Annotated in this window: 23 protein-coding genes; 7 read left to right on the top strand and 16 right to left on the bottom strand. The window is 64.2% G+C overall.

The features are described from left to right. The first annotated feature begins 80 nt into the window (after positions 1-80). A complete protein-coding gene (locus AKL29_RS09330) occupies positions 81-965 on the top strand; it encodes a DUF6662 family protein (RefSeq protein ID WP_050383931.1) in 885 nt (294 codons plus the stop codon). A 117-nt stretch (positions 966-1,082) separates the two neighbouring features. Continuing rightward, a complete protein-coding gene (locus AKL29_RS09325; RefSeq protein WP_028336941.1) occupies positions 1,083-1,319 on the top strand; it encodes a hypothetical protein in 237 nt (78 codons plus the stop codon). Positions 1,320-1,324: 5 nt separating this feature from the next. Here AKL29_RS09325 and AKL29_RS09320 read toward each other — a convergent pair whose 3' ends face one another. From AKL29_RS09320 to AKL29_RS09305, 4 genes are read right to left on the bottom strand one after another with little or no spacing between them, the layout of a single operon-like run. Beyond that, positions 1,325-1,678, bottom strand: a complete 354-nt coding sequence (locus AKL29_RS09320) for a hypothetical protein (protein WP_028336940.1) — start codon at positions 1,676-1,678, stop codon at positions 1,325-1,327. A 40-nt stretch (positions 1,679-1,718) separates the two neighbouring features. After that, positions 1,719-2,429 carry an ABC transporter ATP-binding protein gene (locus AKL29_RS09315; protein WP_028336939.1) on the bottom strand — a complete coding sequence of 237 codons (711 nt, stop codon included), beginning with the start codon at positions 2,427-2,429 and terminating at the stop codon, positions 1,719-1,721. After that, complete coding sequence (locus AKL29_RS09310) at positions 2,419-3,156, bottom strand: ABC transporter permease (RefSeq protein ID WP_050383930.1); 738 nt, start codon at positions 3,154-3,156, stop codon at positions 2,419-2,421. The genes AKL29_RS09315 and AKL29_RS09310 overlap by 11 nt, the downstream gene beginning before the upstream one ends. A 2-nt stretch (positions 3,157-3,158) precedes the next feature. Further along, positions 3,159-4,091, bottom strand: coding sequence for an ABC transporter substrate-binding protein (locus AKL29_RS09305; protein WP_167350388.1), 933 nt, complete (start codon positions 4,089-4,091; stop codon positions 3,159-3,161). A 149-nt stretch (positions 4,092-4,240) separates the two neighbouring features. Here AKL29_RS09305 and AKL29_RS09300 point away from each other — a divergent pair, with 149 nt between their 5' ends. Then, positions 4,241-4,582, top strand: coding sequence for a hypothetical protein (locus AKL29_RS09300; RefSeq protein WP_430648859.1), 342 nt, complete (start codon positions 4,241-4,243; stop codon positions 4,580-4,582). A gap of 125 nt (positions 4,583-4,707) precedes the next feature. On the opposite strand, the gene AKL29_RS09295 is transcribed toward AKL29_RS09300, so the two are convergent. Next, positions 4,708-5,532 carry a quinoprotein dehydrogenase-associated SoxYZ-like carrier gene (locus AKL29_RS09295; protein WP_050383928.1) on the bottom strand — a complete coding sequence of 275 codons (825 nt, stop codon included), beginning with the start codon at positions 5,530-5,532 and terminating at the stop codon, positions 4,708-4,710. 43 nt (positions 5,533-5,575) lie between these two features. Next, positions 5,576-6,466 carry a quinoprotein relay system zinc metallohydrolase 2 gene (locus tag AKL29_RS09290; protein ID WP_430648861.1) on the bottom strand — a complete coding sequence of 297 codons (891 nt, stop codon included), beginning with the start codon at positions 6,464-6,466 and terminating at the stop codon, positions 5,576-5,578. A 203-nt stretch (positions 6,467-6,669) separates the two neighbouring features. Between AKL29_RS09290 and AKL29_RS09285 the strand changes: the two genes are divergently transcribed. Beyond that, positions 6,670-7,551 carry a substrate-binding domain-containing protein gene (locus AKL29_RS09285; protein WP_028336933.1) on the top strand — a complete coding sequence of 294 codons (882 nt, stop codon included), beginning with the start codon at positions 6,670-6,672 and terminating at the stop codon, positions 7,549-7,551. Then, positions 7,548-8,102, top strand: coding sequence for a PQQ-dependent catabolism-associated CXXCW motif protein (locus tag AKL29_RS09280; protein ID WP_050383926.1), 555 nt, complete (start codon positions 7,548-7,550; stop codon positions 8,100-8,102). The genes AKL29_RS09285 and AKL29_RS09280 overlap by 4 nt, the downstream gene beginning before the upstream one ends. A gap of 27 nt (positions 8,103-8,129) precedes the next feature. On the opposite strand, the gene AKL29_RS09275 is transcribed toward AKL29_RS09280, so the two are convergent. The 6 genes from AKL29_RS09275 to AKL29_RS09250 form a co-directional block, all read right to left on the bottom strand. Then, the gene (locus AKL29_RS09275; RefSeq protein ID WP_050383925.1) at positions 8,130-8,426 is read right to left on the bottom strand and encodes a copper-binding protein; all 297 of its coding nucleotides are present in this window, start codon (positions 8,424-8,426) and stop codon (positions 8,130-8,132) included. A gap of 142 nt (positions 8,427-8,568) precedes the next feature. Further along, on the bottom strand, positions 8,569-9,186 hold the full coding sequence (locus AKL29_RS09270; RefSeq protein ID WP_244481867.1) for a hypothetical protein: 618 nt from the start codon (positions 9,184-9,186) through the stop codon (positions 8,569-8,571). Then, positions 9,183-10,031: an ABC transporter permease gene (locus AKL29_RS09265; RefSeq protein ID WP_050383923.1), complete on the bottom strand. Its 849-nt coding sequence runs from the start codon at positions 10,029-10,031 to the stop codon at positions 9,183-9,185. The genes AKL29_RS09270 and AKL29_RS09265 overlap by 4 nt, the downstream gene beginning before the upstream one ends. After that, the gene (locus tag AKL29_RS09260) at positions 10,028-10,849 is read right to left on the bottom strand and encodes an ABC transporter ATP-binding protein (RefSeq protein WP_244481865.1); all 822 of its coding nucleotides are present in this window, start codon (positions 10,847-10,849) and stop codon (positions 10,028-10,030) included. Before AKL29_RS09260 ends, AKL29_RS09265 begins: the two co-directional genes overlap by 4 nt. Continuing rightward, positions 10,846-11,823 (bottom strand): YVTN family beta-propeller repeat protein, encoded by a 978-nt coding sequence (locus AKL29_RS09255; protein ID WP_050383922.1) that lies wholly within the window; start codon positions 11,821-11,823, stop codon positions 10,846-10,848. Before AKL29_RS09255 ends, AKL29_RS09260 begins: the two co-directional genes overlap by 4 nt. 5 nt (positions 11,824-11,828) lie before the next feature. Continuing rightward, entirely contained in the window at positions 11,829-13,010 is a 1,182-nt protein-coding gene (locus tag AKL29_RS09250; RefSeq protein ID WP_050383921.1) for an ABC transporter substrate-binding protein, read from the bottom strand. A 146-nt stretch (positions 13,011-13,156) separates the two neighbouring features. Between AKL29_RS09250 and AKL29_RS09245 the strand changes: the two genes are divergently transcribed. Continuing rightward, on the top strand, positions 13,157-13,675 hold the full coding sequence (locus AKL29_RS09245; RefSeq protein WP_152977484.1) for a DUF3280 domain-containing protein: 519 nt from the start codon (positions 13,157-13,159) through the stop codon (positions 13,673-13,675). Between the two features lie 188 nt (positions 13,676-13,863). On the opposite strand, the gene fghA is transcribed toward AKL29_RS09245, so the two are convergent. Next, complete coding sequence (fghA, locus tag AKL29_RS09240; protein WP_050383920.1) at positions 13,864-14,703, bottom strand: S-formylglutathione hydrolase; 840 nt, start codon at positions 14,701-14,703, stop codon at positions 13,864-13,866. A gap of 30 nt (positions 14,704-14,733) precedes the next feature. After that, positions 14,734-15,354, bottom strand: a complete 621-nt coding sequence (locus AKL29_RS09235) for a response regulator transcription factor (protein ID WP_050383919.1) — start codon at positions 15,352-15,354, stop codon at positions 14,734-14,736. A gap of 181 nt (positions 15,355-15,535) precedes the next feature. Between AKL29_RS09235 and AKL29_RS09230 the strand changes: the two genes are divergently transcribed. After that, positions 15,536-16,900, top strand: a complete 1,365-nt coding sequence (locus AKL29_RS09230) for a histidine kinase (protein ID WP_050383918.1) — start codon at positions 15,536-15,538, stop codon at positions 16,898-16,900. Here the strand turns inward: AKL29_RS09230 and AKL29_RS09225 are convergent. Both AKL29_RS09225 and AKL29_RS09220 read right to left on the bottom strand, forming a co-directional pair. After that, the gene (locus AKL29_RS09225) at positions 16,897-17,331 is read right to left on the bottom strand and encodes a YkvA family protein (protein ID WP_050383917.1); all 435 of its coding nucleotides are present in this window, start codon (positions 17,329-17,331) and stop codon (positions 16,897-16,899) included. The two genes, AKL29_RS09230 and AKL29_RS09225, sit on opposite strands and share 4 nt — an antisense overlap. A 30-nt stretch (positions 17,332-17,361) precedes the next feature. Next, positions 17,362-18,336: a helix-turn-helix domain-containing protein gene (locus tag AKL29_RS09220; protein ID WP_016847804.1), complete on the bottom strand. Its 975-nt coding sequence runs from the start codon at positions 18,334-18,336 to the stop codon at positions 17,362-17,364. Positions 18,337-18,629: the final 293 nt, after the last annotated feature.

The following is an 18,629-nucleotide window of genomic DNA, read 5'->3' as shown; positions in this document are numbered from 1 at the left end:
TGAGACCGACACCACCTGCGCGATTGGCGGGCCTTGCTGCTTTGTCCTACAGTGTGGCCTGAGGCGGTGGTGCGGGGACGATGAATCCAAAACTCAGGACCGGGCGTTGGGCGGGGACGTTGTGCGCGGCGATTGCCGGCATCACGGCGGTGTTGCCGCCTGGCGCCTATGCCGAGGACTTTGATACCGAGCACATCTTCGGCTTCATGATCGGCTCCGACGTGGGCAATGTCGGCGAGCGTGAATTCCAGAGCCAGACCACCGGGCGCTTCGCCAAGGACGGCGGCCGGTATCGCACGCTCAATCAGGAAATGGAGCTCGAGCTCGTGCCCGCGCCGAATTTTCGTGTCGAGCTCGGAACGTCATTCAGCGCATACGACATCAACCGCGTTCCGGGTCTCGACGATCGGCGCCAGCTGTCGTGGCAGAGCGTCTCGGTCGATTTCCGCTATCGCTTTCTGAATCGCGAGGCGGCGCCCTTTGGCATGACGGTCGCGCTGGAGACGCGTGCCGATCGCGTCGACGAGACGACGGCCGCAGCCGTCCGTAGTTATGGCACCGAACTCACGGTCGCGTTCGACCGCGAGGTGATCCCGAATTTTGTCATCGCGGCCCTCAACCTAAGCTATGAGCCGGAATGGACGCGCACGCCGCGCACCGGCGCTGCGGATCAGGATGCCACCATCGGTGCCGCATTCGGCCTGATGGCCAGGGTGAAGCCGGATATCCTGATCGGCGGCGAAGCGCGCTATTTCAGGAAGTACGAGGGAATCGGCCTGGATGAATTGTCCGGGCAGGCGCTGTTCATCGGGCCGACCGCCTATTTCCAGCTCTCCGAACGTTCACGCCTGACCGCGACCTGGAGCGTCCAGGCGTGGGGGCAGCGGGCGGGGAGCAATGCCGCTCTCGACCTCGTCAATTTCGAGCGCCATCAGGCGCGGCTGGTGTACGGTTTGAACTTCTAGAGCGTGAAGCCTCTGGGACCGGGTTCCCCAACCTGTCACGGGGCTGTGAAACCAGGACGTGGCCGATTACGTATTTCGCCGTGTTATCTATTGCATGAGCACGCTTAGGGATCGCGCATGAACCCGATTGATCTGATCGTCACGGTATGTGCCGTGCTGTCGCCCGCCACCTGCGAGGAGCAGCATCTGGTGTTCAACTGGAACGGCTCTCTGCAGCAATGCGCCATGGCCGCGCCGCCTTACATCGCGCGGTGGGTCGGCGAACATCCGAAATGGACAGCGGTGCGCTGGCGTTGCGAATATCCGCACAGCAACGATCGGGCCGGCGCGGGCGGCGAGCTGCCGGCGGGTTAGCGTTTCTATTTGTTGCAGTCCTTCAGATCCTTGTCGGATACCGAGAACACGGCGTCGGCCTTGATCTCGATGTCGCGAACGAAGCACTGCCTGGCGCCGCTGTAGCCGACCTTCGCGTCGTAGCGGCCGGGCTCGACGCCGGTGACCCGCAGGCGCTCGTCATGGTCGACTTCCTTGTCCTTGTCGTTGAGCGTCTGGTTGGGACCCCACTCGTTCTTGCCTGCCGGCGACAACTCAAAGCTCGAAATCGTGGCGCTGGTCAGATTCCACAGCCGAATGCCTTTGCCCTTGCTTTGAGCGAACACTGTCACCGGCAGCACAAGCAACGCAACACCAACAGCGATCAACGCGCGCGACATCCAGCCTCTCCTTTATGCTTCGTCCAAGGATGACGGCGTCTCACATATTTGCAAGGTCCAACTGTGAGAGTTGCCGCTTGATTTCGTCGATCTCGGGCTCGCCGCGCGTCGCGCGTGGTGCGGCGATGGTCTCGACGTGAAGGATTCGGGCCGGCCGCGACGACAGGAAGAACAGGCGATCGCCGAGGCGAACCGCGTCGTCGAGATCGTGGGTGACGAGCAAGGTCATCATTTTCCGGCTGGCCACCAGCGTTGCGACCTGGTCGCGCAGCCGCCCCGCGAGCGCATTGTCGAGCGAGGCCAGCGGCTCATCGAGGATCAGGAAATCGGGCTCGATGGCGAAGGCGCGGGCCAGCGCGACGCGGCGGGCGAGGCCGAGCGACAGCTCCGCGGGAAAATGGTTGCGGTGCGCGCCCAGTTCGAGCACCTCGAACAGCGCAGAGAGCGTGCTGTCGCCGACATGCGGCGCGGCCAGCCGCACATTCTCCTCGACCGTGCGCCAGGGCAGCAGCCGCGGCTCCTGGAAGACCATGCCAAGGCGCATGCCCGGCGATCGCGTGACATGGCCCTGGTAGTTGGCGTCGAGCCCGGCGAGGATCCGGAGCAGGGTGCTCTTGCCGCAGCCTGACGGGCCGAACAGCACGCCGACCTCGCCGGCGTTCAGCGTGAAGGTGACGTTGTCGAGCACGTCGTGCCGCTTCCCGGCCGCGCTCGCAAAGCTCTTGCCGGTGATATTGACCTCAAGCTGCACGGAGCCGCCACCGCGTTAGCCTGGTTTCAAACGGCTGCACCAGCAGGGTCTCGATGACGAGCACGACTGCGGCAAAGCTCAGCGAATAGGCGAGCAGCAAGGGGATGTCGAACAGCTGGAAGGCGACGCCGATCTCGAAGCCGACGCCGTTCGGCCGGCCGAGATATTCGGCGACCAGGACGATCTTCCAGACCAGCGAGAGCCCGGAGCGTGCAGCGGCCGCAATGTAGGGCGCAAGCTGCGGCAGGATCACATGGCGGAAGGCGCGGCCGCGCGGAAAGGCGAACGCCGTCGCCATTTCGTCGAGCGCAGGGTCGAGCGCGCGGGCGCCTTCGCGCAGGGTGACGACGGCGGTCGGCAGTTTGTTGATGGCGATGGCTGCGATTGCCGCGACCTCGGTCAGCCCGGCCCAGATGTAGGCGAGCACGATGACGACGAGCGCCGGCAAATTGAGCAGCAGGATCAGCCAGGGATCGCCAAGGCGATTGGCAAGCGAGACGCGGCCCATCAGATAGCCGATCGCCGAGCCGAGCGCCATGGCAAGGGTGAAGGCCAGCGCGACCCGGGCCAGGGTTGCGCCGAGATTGATGAACAACGCGCCCGATCGGGCTTCGGCGACGAGCACCGACAGCACCGCCGGCGGCGCCGGCAGTTTCGCATCGCCGATCAGCAGCGAGGCGATCCACCAGGTCGCGATGAACAGCGTGAATGACAGGAGACGCAGCACCGCTAGTCTCCCGGAATCGCTTGATAGAAGGTGCCGGGATCGAGCTCGGTTGCGGAGCCGACCAGATCGCGGCCGCCGAGCTGCGCCAGCACGCGGTAGAGCACGCGCGCATCCGCCTCTTCGTCCGCGATAGGACGGCGCGGGATGCCTTCGCGGTAGCGCTCACGATAGGCATGCAGGGTTGCGGCATCCTGCGCACCGGTCAGCGGCGCGATCGCGTCCCATTCGGCATCCGAGGTCGCCAGAATCTCTTTCGCGGCGCGCGTCACGGCGATGAAGCGGGCCACCAGATCCTTGTTGGCGTTCGCCCAGGCTTCGTCGAACACGTAGCCAATCATGGCGATGCGGCCCTTGCTGCCGAGCTTTTGCAGGATCTCTTCCATGCCGGCGAGCCGGCGAAAGCCCTTGGCTTCGAGCGCGGCGCAGAAATTCCAGTAATTGAGCGTCGCGTCCATCTCGCCGCCGAGCGTCTTGGCGGCGAGCAGCGGCGGTGCGCCATAGACGATGGTCGCTTGCGACTTCAGGTCGACGCCGTCCTGCTTCGAAGCGGCCTGAAGCAGCAGCCAGTTCTTGTCGATCGCGCCGCCGGCCACGGCAAGCTTGCGCCCCTTGAGGTCCGCCAGCGCCTTGACCGGCGAGGAGGCCGGGACCATCACGGCGCCCAGCGCGCTCGAATAGGGATAGAATTGCAGCTTCGCGCCGAGCGACCGCTCGCGCGACACCCAAGGCCAGTCCGAGACCATCACGTCGGCCGTGCCAGCGCGCAGCGCGATCTTGCCGGCCTCGGGGCTGGCCAGCTCGACGACGTCGATCGACAGATTGGCCTTCTTGTCGAGACCATGGGAGCGAATGACGGCCAGTTCCCAGGCCAGCGTTCCGGTCTTCTGCGCTGCAACGCGGATGGTCTGCGCGTAGCACGAGGTGCCGAACTGCATGACCGCCAGAACTGCCGCAGCCAACACCGTGCGTACAGAGATGATCATCGTTTCTTGAGCCACTTCCCCGAATGTTTTCTTTTCTGATCAACATCCATAGCATAGCTTGCGGAAAGAGAAGAGGAAGCAGGACCATGGCAGGAGCTGGCATGCTACGACCGATTGTCGCCATCCTGGTGCTCGCCGGGACGGCCGTCAGCGTGCAGGCCCAGGAGATCAACGACTATCCGACCTCGGCGCGGGCTGAATATGTGTTCGGCTGCATGAAGGCAAATGGCGAATCCCGGCAGTCAATCGAGCAATGTTCCTGCTCGATCGACGTCGTCGCCTCGATCATCCCCTATGATCGGTACGTCACCGCCGAGACAGTGCTGAGCATGGCGCAGGTGCGCGGCAATCTGGGCGGCCAGTTCCGCTCGTCCGAGCAGGCCGCGAACGCGCTCAACGACCTCAGGCGCGCCCAGGCCGAAGCCGAAGTCAGGTGCTTCTAGAGCATGATCCGGAAAAGTGCGAAGCGGTTTTCCGGAAAGATCATGCTTAAATGCCGGCTAAGGCGCGATAGCGATCCAACCTGATCTCATCGCATTTTTTGCGTCCGTCGTGAGATCGCGAGGCGTCAAGTGCCGGGATTCTCGACCTTCCATTCGTGCTCGAAAATATGCCCTTCGGTATCCTTGGCTTCGGCGCGGAAGCGCTTGGCTCCGTTCGAGACGTAGGTGAAGCGGACATTAGGATCCTCGGAAATCGAGATTCCGCCCTCCATCGCCAGCACCGGACTGTCGTCCTGCCAGATGTACAGCTCATTGACGAAGAAGGCCGGGATATAGAGCTGCGTGACCTGGTCCATCTGCAGGCCTGAATTATTCGGATGCCCGATCATGATCTGGGCTTCCCGCGTGCTGGTCGCAGGTCCCTGTTCGGACTTGGTGAATTGCCGGTAGCGCATCTGACCGAGGCGGTTCTTGGCTTCCTCGACGTTCTTGCCGGCCGGCGCCGAGCAGCCACCGGATGCTTTGACATAGACCTTGCTCACATAGAGCTTGCCGTCGCTGAGCTCCGCGACGGCGTGCACATTGGTGTAATTATTGACGCGGACGCGCGTCGAAATCTCGGTGACGTTGGCGTCCGGCCCCAGCGTGAACTTCGTAGCCATCGGCGCCGGGTTCTCGTCGATCACAAGCGTGATCGCGACGACGCGGCGGCTGTCGCTCGGTTGCAGCTTGGTGCGCAGCGTCACCGGCACGATCGCGGCGTCTTCCGCGCGTATCGGCATTTCGATGCCGATGACATCATTGCCGTCATTCATCGGACGGTTGCTGAAGATGTCCTGGACGAGACCTGGCCAGGGATCATAGGCCTCTGCCGCGAGTGCAGCCGGTGTGCCCAGCGCGATCGTGAGCAGGCTTGCGATGCAAAGCAGGCGGGCGCGATGTCCGGTCATGTTCGCGAAATCCTATGCAGCCGCGTCATTATAGGACGATCAGCTATTCCCATTCAATTTCCGAGAATGCTGCAGTTGCGTTGCGGGCGTTGTAATCATCGAACAATTGCCAGCGCGGCCGCTCGGCGGCTGCGGCGTGCTCGGCCGCGGCGGTGATCGGCTTGCCGCTTGCGACCAGCGCGCGCACGTCCGCGGCCAACACCCCAAGGTAACGCCGCTCATCGGCAAGCGCTGCCGGCCATGCGCTCACGGGTCCGTGACCGGGAACCACGCGCTCGGCGGAGATCGCCGCGAGTGCGTTAAGCGCACGCAACCAGCCCTTGAGGCTGCCGTCGACCACGGGAATATGGATGAGAAACACCATATCGCCGGCGAACAGGGTCCTGGTTTGCTCGTCGAGGACCGTGAGGTCGTTGTCGCTATGGGCGGGCGGCCACGCCTTCAGGGTGAGGGCCCGTCCGCCGAGGTCGAGCTTCTGCGTGTCCGCGACCAGCACGGTCGGGGGGATGATCTTCACCTCGTCGATCAACGCGTCGCCTATGCTCCGGCGAAACCCGTCGAGGTAGAATTGTCCGCGCGCGGCCAGCGCGCGTGGCAGAGACTTATGGCCGACGAAGCTGGTCCCATCGCCGACGAAAGCCGCATTGCCGAAGCTGTGGTCGGGATGCGCGTGGGTGTTGATCACGTAGCGGATCGGCTTGTCGGTACGGCTGCGGACCGCGGCGAGCAGCTGTCGTCCTTCGCGGACGCTGCCGCCGGTGTCGATGACGGCGACGGCGCTGTCGCCGATCACGAATCCCACATTGGCGATGGCGCCTTCGTTCTCGCGCGTCATCAATGCGGTGACCCCGGTGTGAACGAATATTCCGGGAGCGACTTCGCTTACAGGCAATTCTGCCTCTTGCGCCCGCGCTATGGTCGGCGCCCAAAGCATCAGGAGCAGCGCAAGCACCGAACCGCCATGAGCCATGTTTCCGCCTCAGTTACTCCGGGACGCGCGATCGATGTCGTCGCGTTCCAGTTTGCGCTGCAGCAAGCAACGCGGCGTGGTCGCGATCATTATTCCTGTTGCACGTCATGGTGCGCCGGGCAATTGCTGGATGGCGGCGATCGATCCGATCAAGAGGAGACCGCGTAATGAGAATTGTCGGATGTCGTCCTGTTCTGCTCGCGCTTGTCGGCTTCATCGCCTGTCTGGCCGGCCGCGACATTGCGCGCGCGCAGGTCAATGATCAGGGCGAACTTTCCATCGAGCTCATCGATGCCCGCGTGCTGCGCATCTGTGCCGATCCCCGCAACCTGCCGTTCTCGAACGACAAGGGCGAGGGGTTTGAGAACAAGATCGGCGAACTGCTGGCCGGGAAGCTGCAAAAGAAGCTCGACTACATGTTCTTTCCGCAGGCCACCGGCTTCGTGCGGATGACGCTCGGCGCGCATCGCTGCGACGTCATCATGGGGTTTCCGCAAGGCGATGACCTCGCGCAGGGCACCAATCCGTATTACCGCACAGCCTATGCGATCGTTGCCAAGCCGGGCAGCGGGCTCGACGAGGTCACGACGCTCGAGGACCAGCGGCTGAAGGGCAAGCATATCGGCATCGTGGCGGGAACGCCGCCCGCGACCAACATGGCCATCAACGGCCTGATGACCAATGCGAAGCCTTATCCGCTGATGATCGATACGCGCTACGATTCGTCGGCCGAGGCGATGATGAACGATCTCGCCAAGGGTGAGATCGACGCCGGCATCCTGTGGGGACCGATGGCGGGCTTTTACGCCAAGAAGGCCAACCCGCCGCTGCACATCACGCCGCTGGTCAAGGAGACCACGGGGCCGAAGCTGGTCTATCGGATCGGCATGGGCGTGCGGGCGTCCGACCAGAACTGGAAGCGCCAACTCAATCGCCTGATCCAGGAGAACCAGCCCGAGATCAACAAGATCCTGCTCGACTACGGCGTCCCGCTGCTCGACGAAAACGACCGTCCAATCGGGCCGGAGACCGCGACCAAATCACCATGATCAGGCTCGCGGCCATGCTTGCGGTGATGTTCGTCGCCGCTTCGCCTGTCCGCGCGCAGGACCCACCCGCAGAGCCGGAGAGCTATCGCACCGAGGACTACCGCGCGCCGGTGCCGGTGACGCTTGCCGGCGCACGGGTGCTCACGACCGCGGAAGCGGAAGCGATATGGCGCGACAAGTCCGCCGCGTTCGTCGACGTGCTGCCGCGCGCGCCGAAGCCAAATCTGCCGGCCGGCACGGTGTGGCGCGAACGGCCGCACCTCAACATTCCCGGCAGCATCTGGCTGCCTGACACCGGCTACGGCAAGCTCGCCGCGCCCACGGAGGATTATCTGCGACGCGGGCTCGTCCGCGCCTCAGGCGGCGACGCGACCAGATTGCTCGTGATCTACTGCCAGGAGAATTGCTGGATGTCGTGGAACGCCGCCAAGCGCGTGCTGTCCTACGGCTACCGCAACGTGGCGTGGTATCCGGAGGGAACCGACGGATGGGAACGTGCCAAATTGCCGCTGGCGGACGCCGAGCCCGAGCCGCGCGAGGGAGAGCAGTAAGCCCGTCCTCGCGCGCCACGCGGGCCGTTACTTCTGCTTGTCGAGCTTGTTGATGGTCTTGCCGCCGTCGCTGTCCGTTGTGGTGAACGAGACCTTGTCACCGGCGTGGAATGCCTCCAGCGACTGTCCCTTCGGCACCTTGTATTCCTGGATCGCGCCGCCGGACGCGCCCACCGTGCCGCTTTGCATCTGCTGGATCGAGATGGTTCCACTCAGTCGGTCAATCTTGGTGACCATTCCCGACATGGATTGCTGGGCCAAAGCCGCTGTGGTGACCAGGCTCGCGGCGGCAAGGCTGGTCATGACGATCTTGGCTGCTTTCATGGAGGTCTCCCAACTTCAGATATAGTTGGGGACAACGAGCGGGCAGCGCAGTTTGTTCCGTGTCGGTGTGGCCCAAGAGATTGTTACCCAAAAGACCGTCAAAGCGGCGCGTTAACGATCCCGGGGCGATCGGTCGCAGGCCTCAATCGAGCTCCTGCTGGATGGTACGGCCGAGCGCGAACAGGCGCTGATCGATGGCGGTCGGCACCTCGCAGACGAATTTCACCACGCGCCCGCGGTCCTCGAAGATGCGGGTCTCCCAGACCAGTTGGTTGCCGAGCTCGTCGACCTTGGCCTGGTCCGGCGGTGTCGCGTCCTGCAGCGCCTGCAGCTTGAGCGTGTCGTCGCGGATCTTCTCCGCGGCCTCGCGCTGCTTGCGCATCACGCGCTCGAGCCCGTTCATCACCGAGGCGCGCTGTCCGTTCAGCGTATCGAACAGACCGGCAAACAGCAGTTTTCCCGCATTGGCCTTGTCGGCCGCGGCAGCTGACAGGAATTCGGTGATCTCCTTCTGCGCCTCCTCGAGCGGAACGCGGCGCGCCGCGAGCTTGATCGCGAGCGCGCTGACCTTCGGGTCGTCCTTCCACTTGGTCTCGGCATCGCCGAGTGGCGGCCCGGCCCAGACAGCGGCGAGCGAGATCTCGGGCACCTTGGCCTGTTGGCAGGGCCAGTCCGGATAGCGCGGGTCGGCAGCCGATGCGACCTGGGTCGACAGAGCCATCGCGAGCAGCGCGCCCAGTCCTGTTCGCCAGCCCGTCATGCCTCGCCTCCGCCGGGTCCGCGGCGCACCAGGCCGCGCGATGGATCGTAAGCCAGGATCGCGCCGATCATGAACACGACGGTGCAGCCGCCGACCACCGCGAGCGAAACCCAGTTCATCCTGCCGTACAGCGCAAACCGGATCAGCTCCACCGCATGCGTGAACGGATTGCACTGGCAGATATAGTACAGCATCGGACTGCCTTCCTGCACGCGCCACAGCGGGTAGAGGGCCGACGATGCGAAGAACATCGGGAAGATCACAAAGTTCATCACACCGGCGAAATTTTCCAGCTGCTTGATGCTGGCCGAGATCAGCATGCCCAGTGCGCCGAGCATCAGGCCCGACAGCACCAGCGCCGGAAGCACGGTGAGGTAGCCGATCGTCGGCGGCGCGATGTCCCAGAACCACGCGATGACCAGGAAAGCATAGACCTGGAGCAGCGACACCGCCGTGCCGGCGAGCAGCTTGCAGAACAAGAGATAGCCGCGCGGCAGCGGGCTGACCAGCAGCGTGCGCATGTTGCCCATCTCGCGGTCGTAGACCATCGACAGCGAGGACTGCATGCCGTTGAACAGCTGGATCATCGCCATCAGGCCGGGCGCGATATAGACCTCGTAGAGGATGTAAGTCTCGTAGGGCGGGATGATCGAGATGCCGAGCACCTGCCGGAAGCCGGCCGCGAAGATGAACAGCCAGACCAGCGGCCTGACCAGCGCCGACACGAAGCGCTCGCGCTGATGCAGGAAGCGCAGCGCCTCGCGCCATACGATGCCGTTCAGGCAGACGATGTATTCCGACAGCGAGAAGCCGCTTCGCTCAGGCGTAACCGTCGTGCTGGTCATGACGGCGGTCTCCCCGCGAGTGTTGCCGTTCCGGTCAGGCGCATGAACGCGGTGTTGACGTCCTGAGCGCCTGCGTCCGCGATCACGCGTGACATCGGGCCGTGCGCCAGCATTCGGCCCTGATGCAGCACGACGAGGTCGTCGTTTGGCATGATTTCGTCGAACAGATGCGTCGCCCAGAGCACGCCGATGCCCTGCTCGGTGACGAGCTGCCGGACATGGTCGAGAATGTCGGCGCGGGCCTTGACGTCGAGCCCGACGGTGGCCTCGTCGAGCAGCAGCAGCCGGGGCCGGTGCAACAGCGCGCGGGCGATCTCCAGCCTTCGCATCTGGCCGCCCGAGAGATCGCGTACCTTGCTGGCGGCGCGGTCGGCAAGCCCGATGCGGCCGAGCACCTCGGCGCTGCGCAGCCGCGCCTCGCGCCGCGAGATGCCGTGCAGCGCGGCGTGATACAGCAAGTTCTGCGTCAGCGAGAGGTCGAGATCGAGCGTGCGCGGTTGGAACACCACGCCCATCAGCCGCAACGCTTCACCCGGCGTCCGGCTGACGTCGTGGCCGAAGATCTTGATCTGGCCGTTCTGGATGCCGAACAACCGCGTCACCAGCGAGAACAGCGTGCTCTTGCCGGCGCCATTGAGGCCCAGCAGCGCGGTGAAGCTCGCAGACTGAACCGTGAAACTGACATCGATCAAGGCGCGGCGCGGACCGTAGCTGTGGCTGACATTGCCGATCGACAGCGCCGGCTGCACGGCCGCGGCTGTTCCAGGGCCTGCATCCGGCGAGAGCTGGCTCGCGATATGGGCGTCGGTTGCGGTCATGGCTGCGCGATCGTGATCCCCCAGGGCAGTTCGCCGACCTGAATGGTCTTGATCACCTTCTGGGATGCAACGTCGATCACCGAGACGTCGTTGGAGACACCGTTGGTAACCAGCAGATATTTTTCGTCCGGAGTGAAATCCATGTGCCAGACCCGCTGGCCGACCAGGAGATATTTGAGGACCTTGTGGCTCGTGCCGTCGACCACGGCAACGCGGTTGGCGGGGCCGAGCGCAACGAATGCGGTCTTGCCGTCCTTGGTCATGCCGATGCCGACCGGCTGGATCGCCTCGTTGCGCAGGCCCGGAATCTCGAAGGTAATCTTGCCGGTCACCTCGCGCTTGACCGGATCGACGATCGACACCGTGCCACCGATCTCGGAGGATACCCACAATTCGGAGCCGTCGCGCTTGAACTGGGCGAAGCGCGGCCGCGAATCGACCAGCACATTGGCGACGATCTGGCGCGTCGACGTGTCGATGAAATGCGCCATGTTGGTGGTCTCGGAGGTGTTGATCAGGATCTTGCCGTCCGGGCTGATCGTCATGCCCTCGGGCTCGACGCCGACCTGGATGTCGCCGATCCGGGCGCGCTTTTCGAGATCGATCACGGTGACCGTGTTGTCGTTCTCGTTGGCGACATACATGGTCTTGCCGGCGGCATCCTGGGTGAACAATTCAGGGTCGGGACCGGAGGGCAAGGTGTCGACGATCTCCTGGGTCTTGGTATCGATCACCTGGATCGTGTCGTCGTCGCCGACCGCGACCATCACGAACTTGCCGTCGCGCGAGAACTCGATGCCGCGCGGCCGCTGGCCGACCTTGATGGTTTTGGTTACGGTCCAGCTGTTGGTGTCGATCACCGTGACGGTGTTGCCCTTCTCGTTGGAGACGTAGGCAACGAAGGCGGACGCCGGTGTCGCGGCAAGCCAAACGAGCATCCCGGTCAACAGACAGCGGCGCCACATGCGTTTCATCTCCCTCACTGCAGCTTGCACTTCGTTTCAGGCCGGTCAACTCCGAGCGTGTCGAGTTCGGAGACTTGATGCAGGAAACCTTCCTGCGGCGAGACCGAAACGACCATACGACCATCGGCCAGCAGGATCGGCTGGCGGAGCTGCAGATTCCAGTCTCGCAGGGTCAATCGCGTGCCCTTGAAGGCGGCAATCGAGAAATCCTTGCCCTTGAGGAAGGCGATGACCTTCTTGGGGTCCCCCGAATTGGTGCGGGATGTGGCTTCCCCGATCATGCGCGCGGCGGTCCACGCCTGCATGTCGAGCGCGGTCATGCGGCGCATGTTCAGCTTGACGAAACGGTTCTGAATCTGGACCGCGCCCCACTGGTCATGCGCCGCATCCCAGCTGGTCGGCACCAGGCCCGCCGAGCCCGCCACCGGACGCGGGTCCCAGGTGCGGTACGGCAGATAGTTCGCGAACACCTCGCTTTCGTCGGCGGCGACCAGCACGTCGTAAGCCGGCGCCTGCTGGGTGAACACCGGCATCTGGCGCTGGATCAAGGTCACGCCGCTGTCGGTGCGGCGCGCGCCGCCGGTGTCCTCGAAGGTCCGCTCCTGAACGATCTTGGCGCCGAAACGGGTGGCGGCGCGGCGCAGCGCGTCGGCGTAAAGCTTGTCCTGATCATGCGAGCCGACCACCAGCAGCCAGCGCTTCCACTGCTTCCACACCAGATATTGGCCAAGCGCGTCCGCCAGCATCGAGCGGGTCGGTGCGATGTGGATGACATTGGCGCGGCAGTCCTGCTCGCGCAGCCGATCGTCGATCGCGCCGGCGTTGAGCAGCACGGTGCCGCGGTCGCGCAGCACGTCGGCGACCTTGAGCAGGGCATCGGCGGGCAGGTCGGTGATGATATAGTCGTTGCGGCCGGCGAGGTCGGTCGCGACCTTGGCGACATCATCGCTGTCCTTGACCTTGACCTCGTCGAGCACGAAGCGCTGGTTGAGGAATTTTCCGGTGGTATTGTTGTCCTCGATCGCAAGGCGCGCGCCGGCGATGCCGTCATTGTCGGCGGGCTGCTCGACCAGCGAGAGCGTCGACTTGACGCCGGCGTGGCCGAGATAGCCGATATGAACCTCGACGGGATCAGCCGCCAGCGCGCCGGTCGCTACCATGCTGAGCGCGATCGTGCCGATCAGCCATCGCAACATAACTCCTCCCGCAGTCTTTTTTCACTCGACATGGCGCGCGGAAATCCGGCCTCCGTGCCGTTGGCTTGCAAGATGCCGGAATTGGCCTAGCTTGCAACCCCGCTTTTTGTCGTTGCGACGTTACAAATTACGATTGGTTCACAATCATGAGATCAGCGTTTGCCTTCGCCGTTTCTTTGCTGGTGGTGTCTGCGGCGGTGGCGCGCGCCGAGCCGCCCAAGCTCGCGGTGTTCGACCTCGAGATGATCGACACCAGCCTGCAGGGGGAAGTGAGCGGGCCACGCAGTGATGAGCAGGCGCGGCTGCTCCGGGTCGGCGACCAGGTGCGCAAGGAGCTCGCGGACTCCGGCAAGTTCCGCGTGCTCGACATCGCGCCGGTCAATGCCGCGGCGCATGGCAGCAATCTTCAGGCCTGCGGCGGCTGCGATGTGAAGCTGGCCGGCGAACTGGGCGCTGATCTCGTGATGACGGGCGTGGTGCAGAAGGTCTCCAACCTCATCCTCAACATCAATCTCTATCTGCGCGACGTGCATAGCGGGCAATTGCTGGCAGCGGCGAGCGCCGACATGCGCGGCAACACCGACGAATCCTGGTCGCGTGCCACCGACTACCTCGTGCGCAACCGCCTGCTCGCGCCGAACTACGGCGCGCCGCAGACGCGATAGCCTGCGCGCACGAATGGACCTCCGTCATCCTGAGGTGCGAGCCTTGCGGCGCATTTGCGCCGCTGGGCGAGCCTCGAAGGATGAATCGGCCCGGTTACAGCCACACGTTGAAATTCGGGCCGTGCATCCTTCGAGACGGCCGCTTCGCGGCCTCCTCGGGATGACGGGATGAACAGACTGCGTGACGCTCAAGCCTTTAGCCGTGCCGCGTGCCAGCGCAGATGATCGGCCATGAAGGTCGAGATGAAGTAGTAGCTGTGGTCGTAGCCCGGCTGACGGCGCAGGGTGAGGGGGATGTTGGCCTTCTCGCAGGCGGCCTTCAGCAATTCGGGCCGCAACTGCTCGGTGAGAAAGCCGTCGGCATCGCCGTAGTCGACCAGCAGATCTGAGAAGCGGGCACCGTCCTCGATCAGGGCAACGGCGTCGTGCTTGCGCCACGCCTGCTTGTTGCTGCCGAGATACCCGCCGAGCGCCTTGTTGCCCCATGGCACCTGCGACGGCGCCACGATCGGCGCGAACGCGCTCGCCGCGCGAAAACGATCGGGATGGCGCAGCGCGATCGTCAGCGCACCATGGCCGCCCATGGAATGACCGAGGATCGACTGCCGCGTCGTGTCGACCGGGAACTGCGCGGCGATCAGCTTGGGCAATTCCTCGGTGACGTAGCTCCACATCCGGTAATTGGTCGCGAACGGCTGCTCCGTCGCATCGACGTAGAAGCCGGCGCCGAGTCCGAAATCGTATGAGTTGGCGGGATCGCCGGGGACGCCTTCGCCGCGCGGGCTGGTGTCGGGCGCGACGAAGATCAGGCCGAGCTCGGCGCATGCCCGGCGGAATTCGCCCTTCTCGGTGACGTTGGCGTGGGTGCAGGTCAGGCCCGACAGATAGGTGACGACGGGCAGCTTGGTGCCGGCCGCATGCTCAGGGACGAACACCGAGAAGGTCATGTCGGTCTTGGTCTCGCGGCTTGGATGCCGATAGACGCCTTGCGTGCCGCCATGCGACTTGTTCTGGGAAACCGTCTGCATTGTCGTATTCCTTTTGGTTGGAGCGCTGCGTCAGGCGACGCCGCTCTCGATCGCCAGCCGCACCAGCTCTGCCGAAGTGCGTACGCCAAGCTTCTGGCGCATGATCGATGACGTGTTTGCGACCGTCTTGTATGACGAATGCACCAGCCAGGCGATCTCCGACAGGCTCTTGCCTGAGCTGAGCAGGCGCAGGATCTCCATCTCACGCGAGGTGAGCTTGGAGAGCGGATTTTGCGCAAAGCCCGGCCGCGCAAACGCCACGTTGCGCGCGATCGCCGGCGGCAGATAGACGCCGCCATTGCCGACCTCGCGCACCGCTTCCACCAGATCGTTGGGATCGCCGGTCTTCGAAACGTAACCCTTGGCGCCGATGTCGATGGCGCGGGCGGCGAACACCGGGTCGTCGTTCATGCTGAACATGATGAGGCGCGCAGATGCATCATGCGTCAGGATGCGGCGCGCCAACTCGAAGCCGGAAACCGTCGGCAGGTTGATGTCGATCACGCAGAGATCGGGCTTCTCCGCAACGAACGTCCGTTCGCCGCTTTCGGCATCCGCCGCTTCCAGCAGCGTGATCTCGGGGTCGTCGGCGAACACGGTGCGGCAACCGGAGGCAACGATGGGATGATCATCAACGATCAGAATGCGCATGGCGTTGTTCCGGCGACCTGCTTCGATTCACTCATCATCACGTCGGTTTGCGCGAAGGACGGGTCGGTTCCGACCGGTTGTGCACCTCGTGCGGGATTGCGATAGGGTGCGATTAGATAGCCAGGCAAATTTGGCTGTCAACGATCCTCTCGGAGGAGGGATCGCGGTCGGGGGCAACGTCATGTGGCAAAAGCTATCTTTGCGCGCGCGGATCAACCTGCTGCTGGCGCTGATCCTGGCGCTTGGCCTCGGCATCAATATTGCGCGGCTCGTGCTGGAAGCGGGGCCGCGTGTCCAGGCCGAGGACCAGAGCGTGATCCGCCTGGCGCGTGAATTCGTTGCGACGATCGTGGCCGGTCTCGACGAGGCGCCGGATCCCGATGCGCGGCTCGATCAGATCGTCCACGACCTGAGCCGGTTGCGTCACGTCAGCATCACGCGGCAGGATGGCGCGACCGCAAAATCTCCTGACCGCCCCGAGGGCGCCGGCGATCCGCGCGCTCCGCCGCAGTGGTTCGTCGCGCTGGTTCATCCCGAGCAGACCTCGGTGCGGGTGCCGATCTCGGTGCACGGCAAGCCGCAATCGCTGGTCATTACCTCGCATCCCGACGACGAAATCGCCGAGATCTGGGACGGCATCGTCACCCAGCTCGAGGTCGGCTCCGCGATCGCGGTGGCGCTGCTTCTGGTCACCATGCTGGTGGTCGGCCGCGCGCTGGCGCCGCTGGAGGCACTGTCGCAAGCCATGACCGGCATCGAGGCCGGGGACTACGACGCACGCGTCGAGCCCGGCGGATCGCCGGAATTGGCCGCGATCTGTGCCAAACTGAACCATTTGGCGGTGACCCTTGGCGATGCCGTGGAGGGCAAGCGGCAGCTCGCGGAGCGCGCGGTCTCGCTGCAGGATTCCGAGCGCAAGGAGATCGCGCGCGAGTTGCACGATGAGTTCGGGCCCTATCTGTTTGCCCTGCGCGCGCATGCCGGTGCGCTGACCCGGCTGTCGGAAGTCGAAAAGCCGGACCCTGCGGCCTTGCGCAAGCACGGCAATGCCATCCTCGAGCAGGTCAACGCGCTCCAGCAGTTCACGCGCCGGATCCTGGAGCGATTGCGGCCGGCCGGACTGGCCGAGCTCGGGCTGGCGGAAGCGCTCGGCGCGCTGGTGCGGCTATGGAGCGAAACGCACCCGGAGGTGGAGATCGAGAGCCGCATCTCGCCGGCGCTCGGCGGCACCGGCGAGATGGCCGACCTCACGATCTATCGCATCGTCCAGGAGGCGCTCACCAACGTGTTCCGCCATGCCGGCGCGACAGCGGTCGATATCACGATCGAACCGGCGGACCGGCAGGCCGGCCTACGCGGCAGCCGCGACTGCGCGCTCGTGCGGGTTCGCGACAATGGCCGCGGCCTGCTGAGGGATCACAGGCTTGGCCGCGGTTTGACCGGGATGCAGGAGCGGATCCTCGCGCTTGGCGGCACGCTTAACATCAATTCCAGCGATGATGGCGTGACGGTCGAGGCGCTCGTGCCAAAGGCCGCACAGTCCTAGACGATTGGCTGTTGCCAATATCTGAAAGCCGCCCAAGCCAGCGCCACTGCGCCGGCAATCCAGAGTACGACGATCGCGATCATTCCCGCCCGGCTGGTCGGACGCTGCAAGACGGCGCCGGCCTTGGCACGGCATTCCGCCATCACCTCGTCCGGCACGAGCGAGATCGCAAGCCAGATGCCGAGCGGCAGCAGGATCAGATCATCGAGATAGCCGATCACCGGAATGAAATCCGGGATCAGATCGATGGGAGACAGCGCATAGGCCGCGACGGCGACGGCAAGGGCCTTGGCATACCAGGGCACGCGCGGATCATGCGATGCGAGATACAGCGCAACGCTGTCCCGTTTGAGGTTGCGTGCCCAAACCTTGATCGAGGACAGCCTGGTTGAGGACAACTTGATTGGAGAAAGTCTGTTGGCGGACGGCATGGCGCAACGCCTGCACGTCGGACGGAACCGCTATTCCAGCACCACATCGGCCGGCATGCCGCCGTGCAGGCCCTTGTGGACGGAGGAGGGCGCGATGCCGAAATACTTCCGGAAGACGCGGCTGAAATGCGACGAGCTCGAGAAGCCCCAGGAGAACGCGACGTCGGTGATGGTCTTGCCGTTCTGGGACTCCAGTTCCTGCCGGCAGTTCTGCAGCCGGGCCTTCCAGATGTAGTCGCTGACCGTCATGCCGCGATCGCTGAACAGCATGTGCAGATAGCGCTTCGAGCAACCGAGCGCCGCGGAAATGCGGTCGATGCAGAGATCCGGATCGCGCAGATGCTCGCGGATGAAGCCCTGGGCCCGTACATAGGTAGCCTCGGCGCTGCCGCGATCGAACATCGCGCCGGTCTCGCGCAGCGGCAACAGCAGCAAGTCGATCAGCGCATCAGCCACGCCGACGGCGTTGACCGGCGTCAGCGTCGGTGCCTCGCCGAAGGCGGCATGGACGAAATCATAGGCGATGCGGCCGGTGCCGTTGCGCGCCGACAGCTTGCACGGTGCCATCTTGGAGAGCTGGAAGCCGCGCTCCTTGAGCAGGTCCTTCGGCACGATGACAACCTCGTGCCGCGTCAGCGACGGGCTGATGATGGTGTGCGGACACGACACGTCATAGGCGAAGCAGTCGCCCGGCATGATGTCGAAGTGCAGGCCGTCCTGCTCGAAATGCGAGACGCCGTGGGTCTGGAACACGATCTTGATGTAGGGGTGCTCGCTCAGCTTGATCCGCGAGATGGTATGCGCGATCCGGTGCTGGCTTGCCTCGATCTGACACAGCTTCAGGCGCGATACCGTCGTGAAATTGACCCGGGCTTCGAGCGAGGATCCTTCCAGCGCATCGACGTCGAACTGGCCGCAAAGGTCAGTGAGCGCATCCGACCAGCGCTGAATCTGCCGCTTGGGCGTCAATCCGTTCGTGCTGAGAGAATGGACTGTATCGGACATCTTTCCAGCCACCGATTCGATCCCCACGTGACTGCTCACCGAGCTTAAGTCTGGCCCGGGATGATGCGCCTTCTCCCTGATTCTGAATAGCTTAGGGAGGCGGCGGGATTTCTTCCCGGTTAATGTCGGGTGATCCTCCGACTTAGTTCTGGGCTCGTCAAGCGCAACCTTAGCACGCGTCAATCTGGCATCCGGATCGCGCCGGCCGCGATTGATGCCCTGCAACATGAAGCAAGCTTTCCAGCCAATTCAGGGCCGGGCGACAAAAATCTGACGAAGCTTCGCTTTTGAGC

The sequence above is a fragment of the Bradyrhizobium pachyrhizi genome (assembly GCF_001189245.1).
Lineage (GTDB): Bacteria > Pseudomonadota > Alphaproteobacteria > Rhizobiales > Xanthobacteraceae > Bradyrhizobium > Bradyrhizobium pachyrhizi.
The sequence above is the reverse complement of the archived record's forward strand: the minus strand, read 5'-3'. Positions and strand labels throughout refer to the sequence as shown.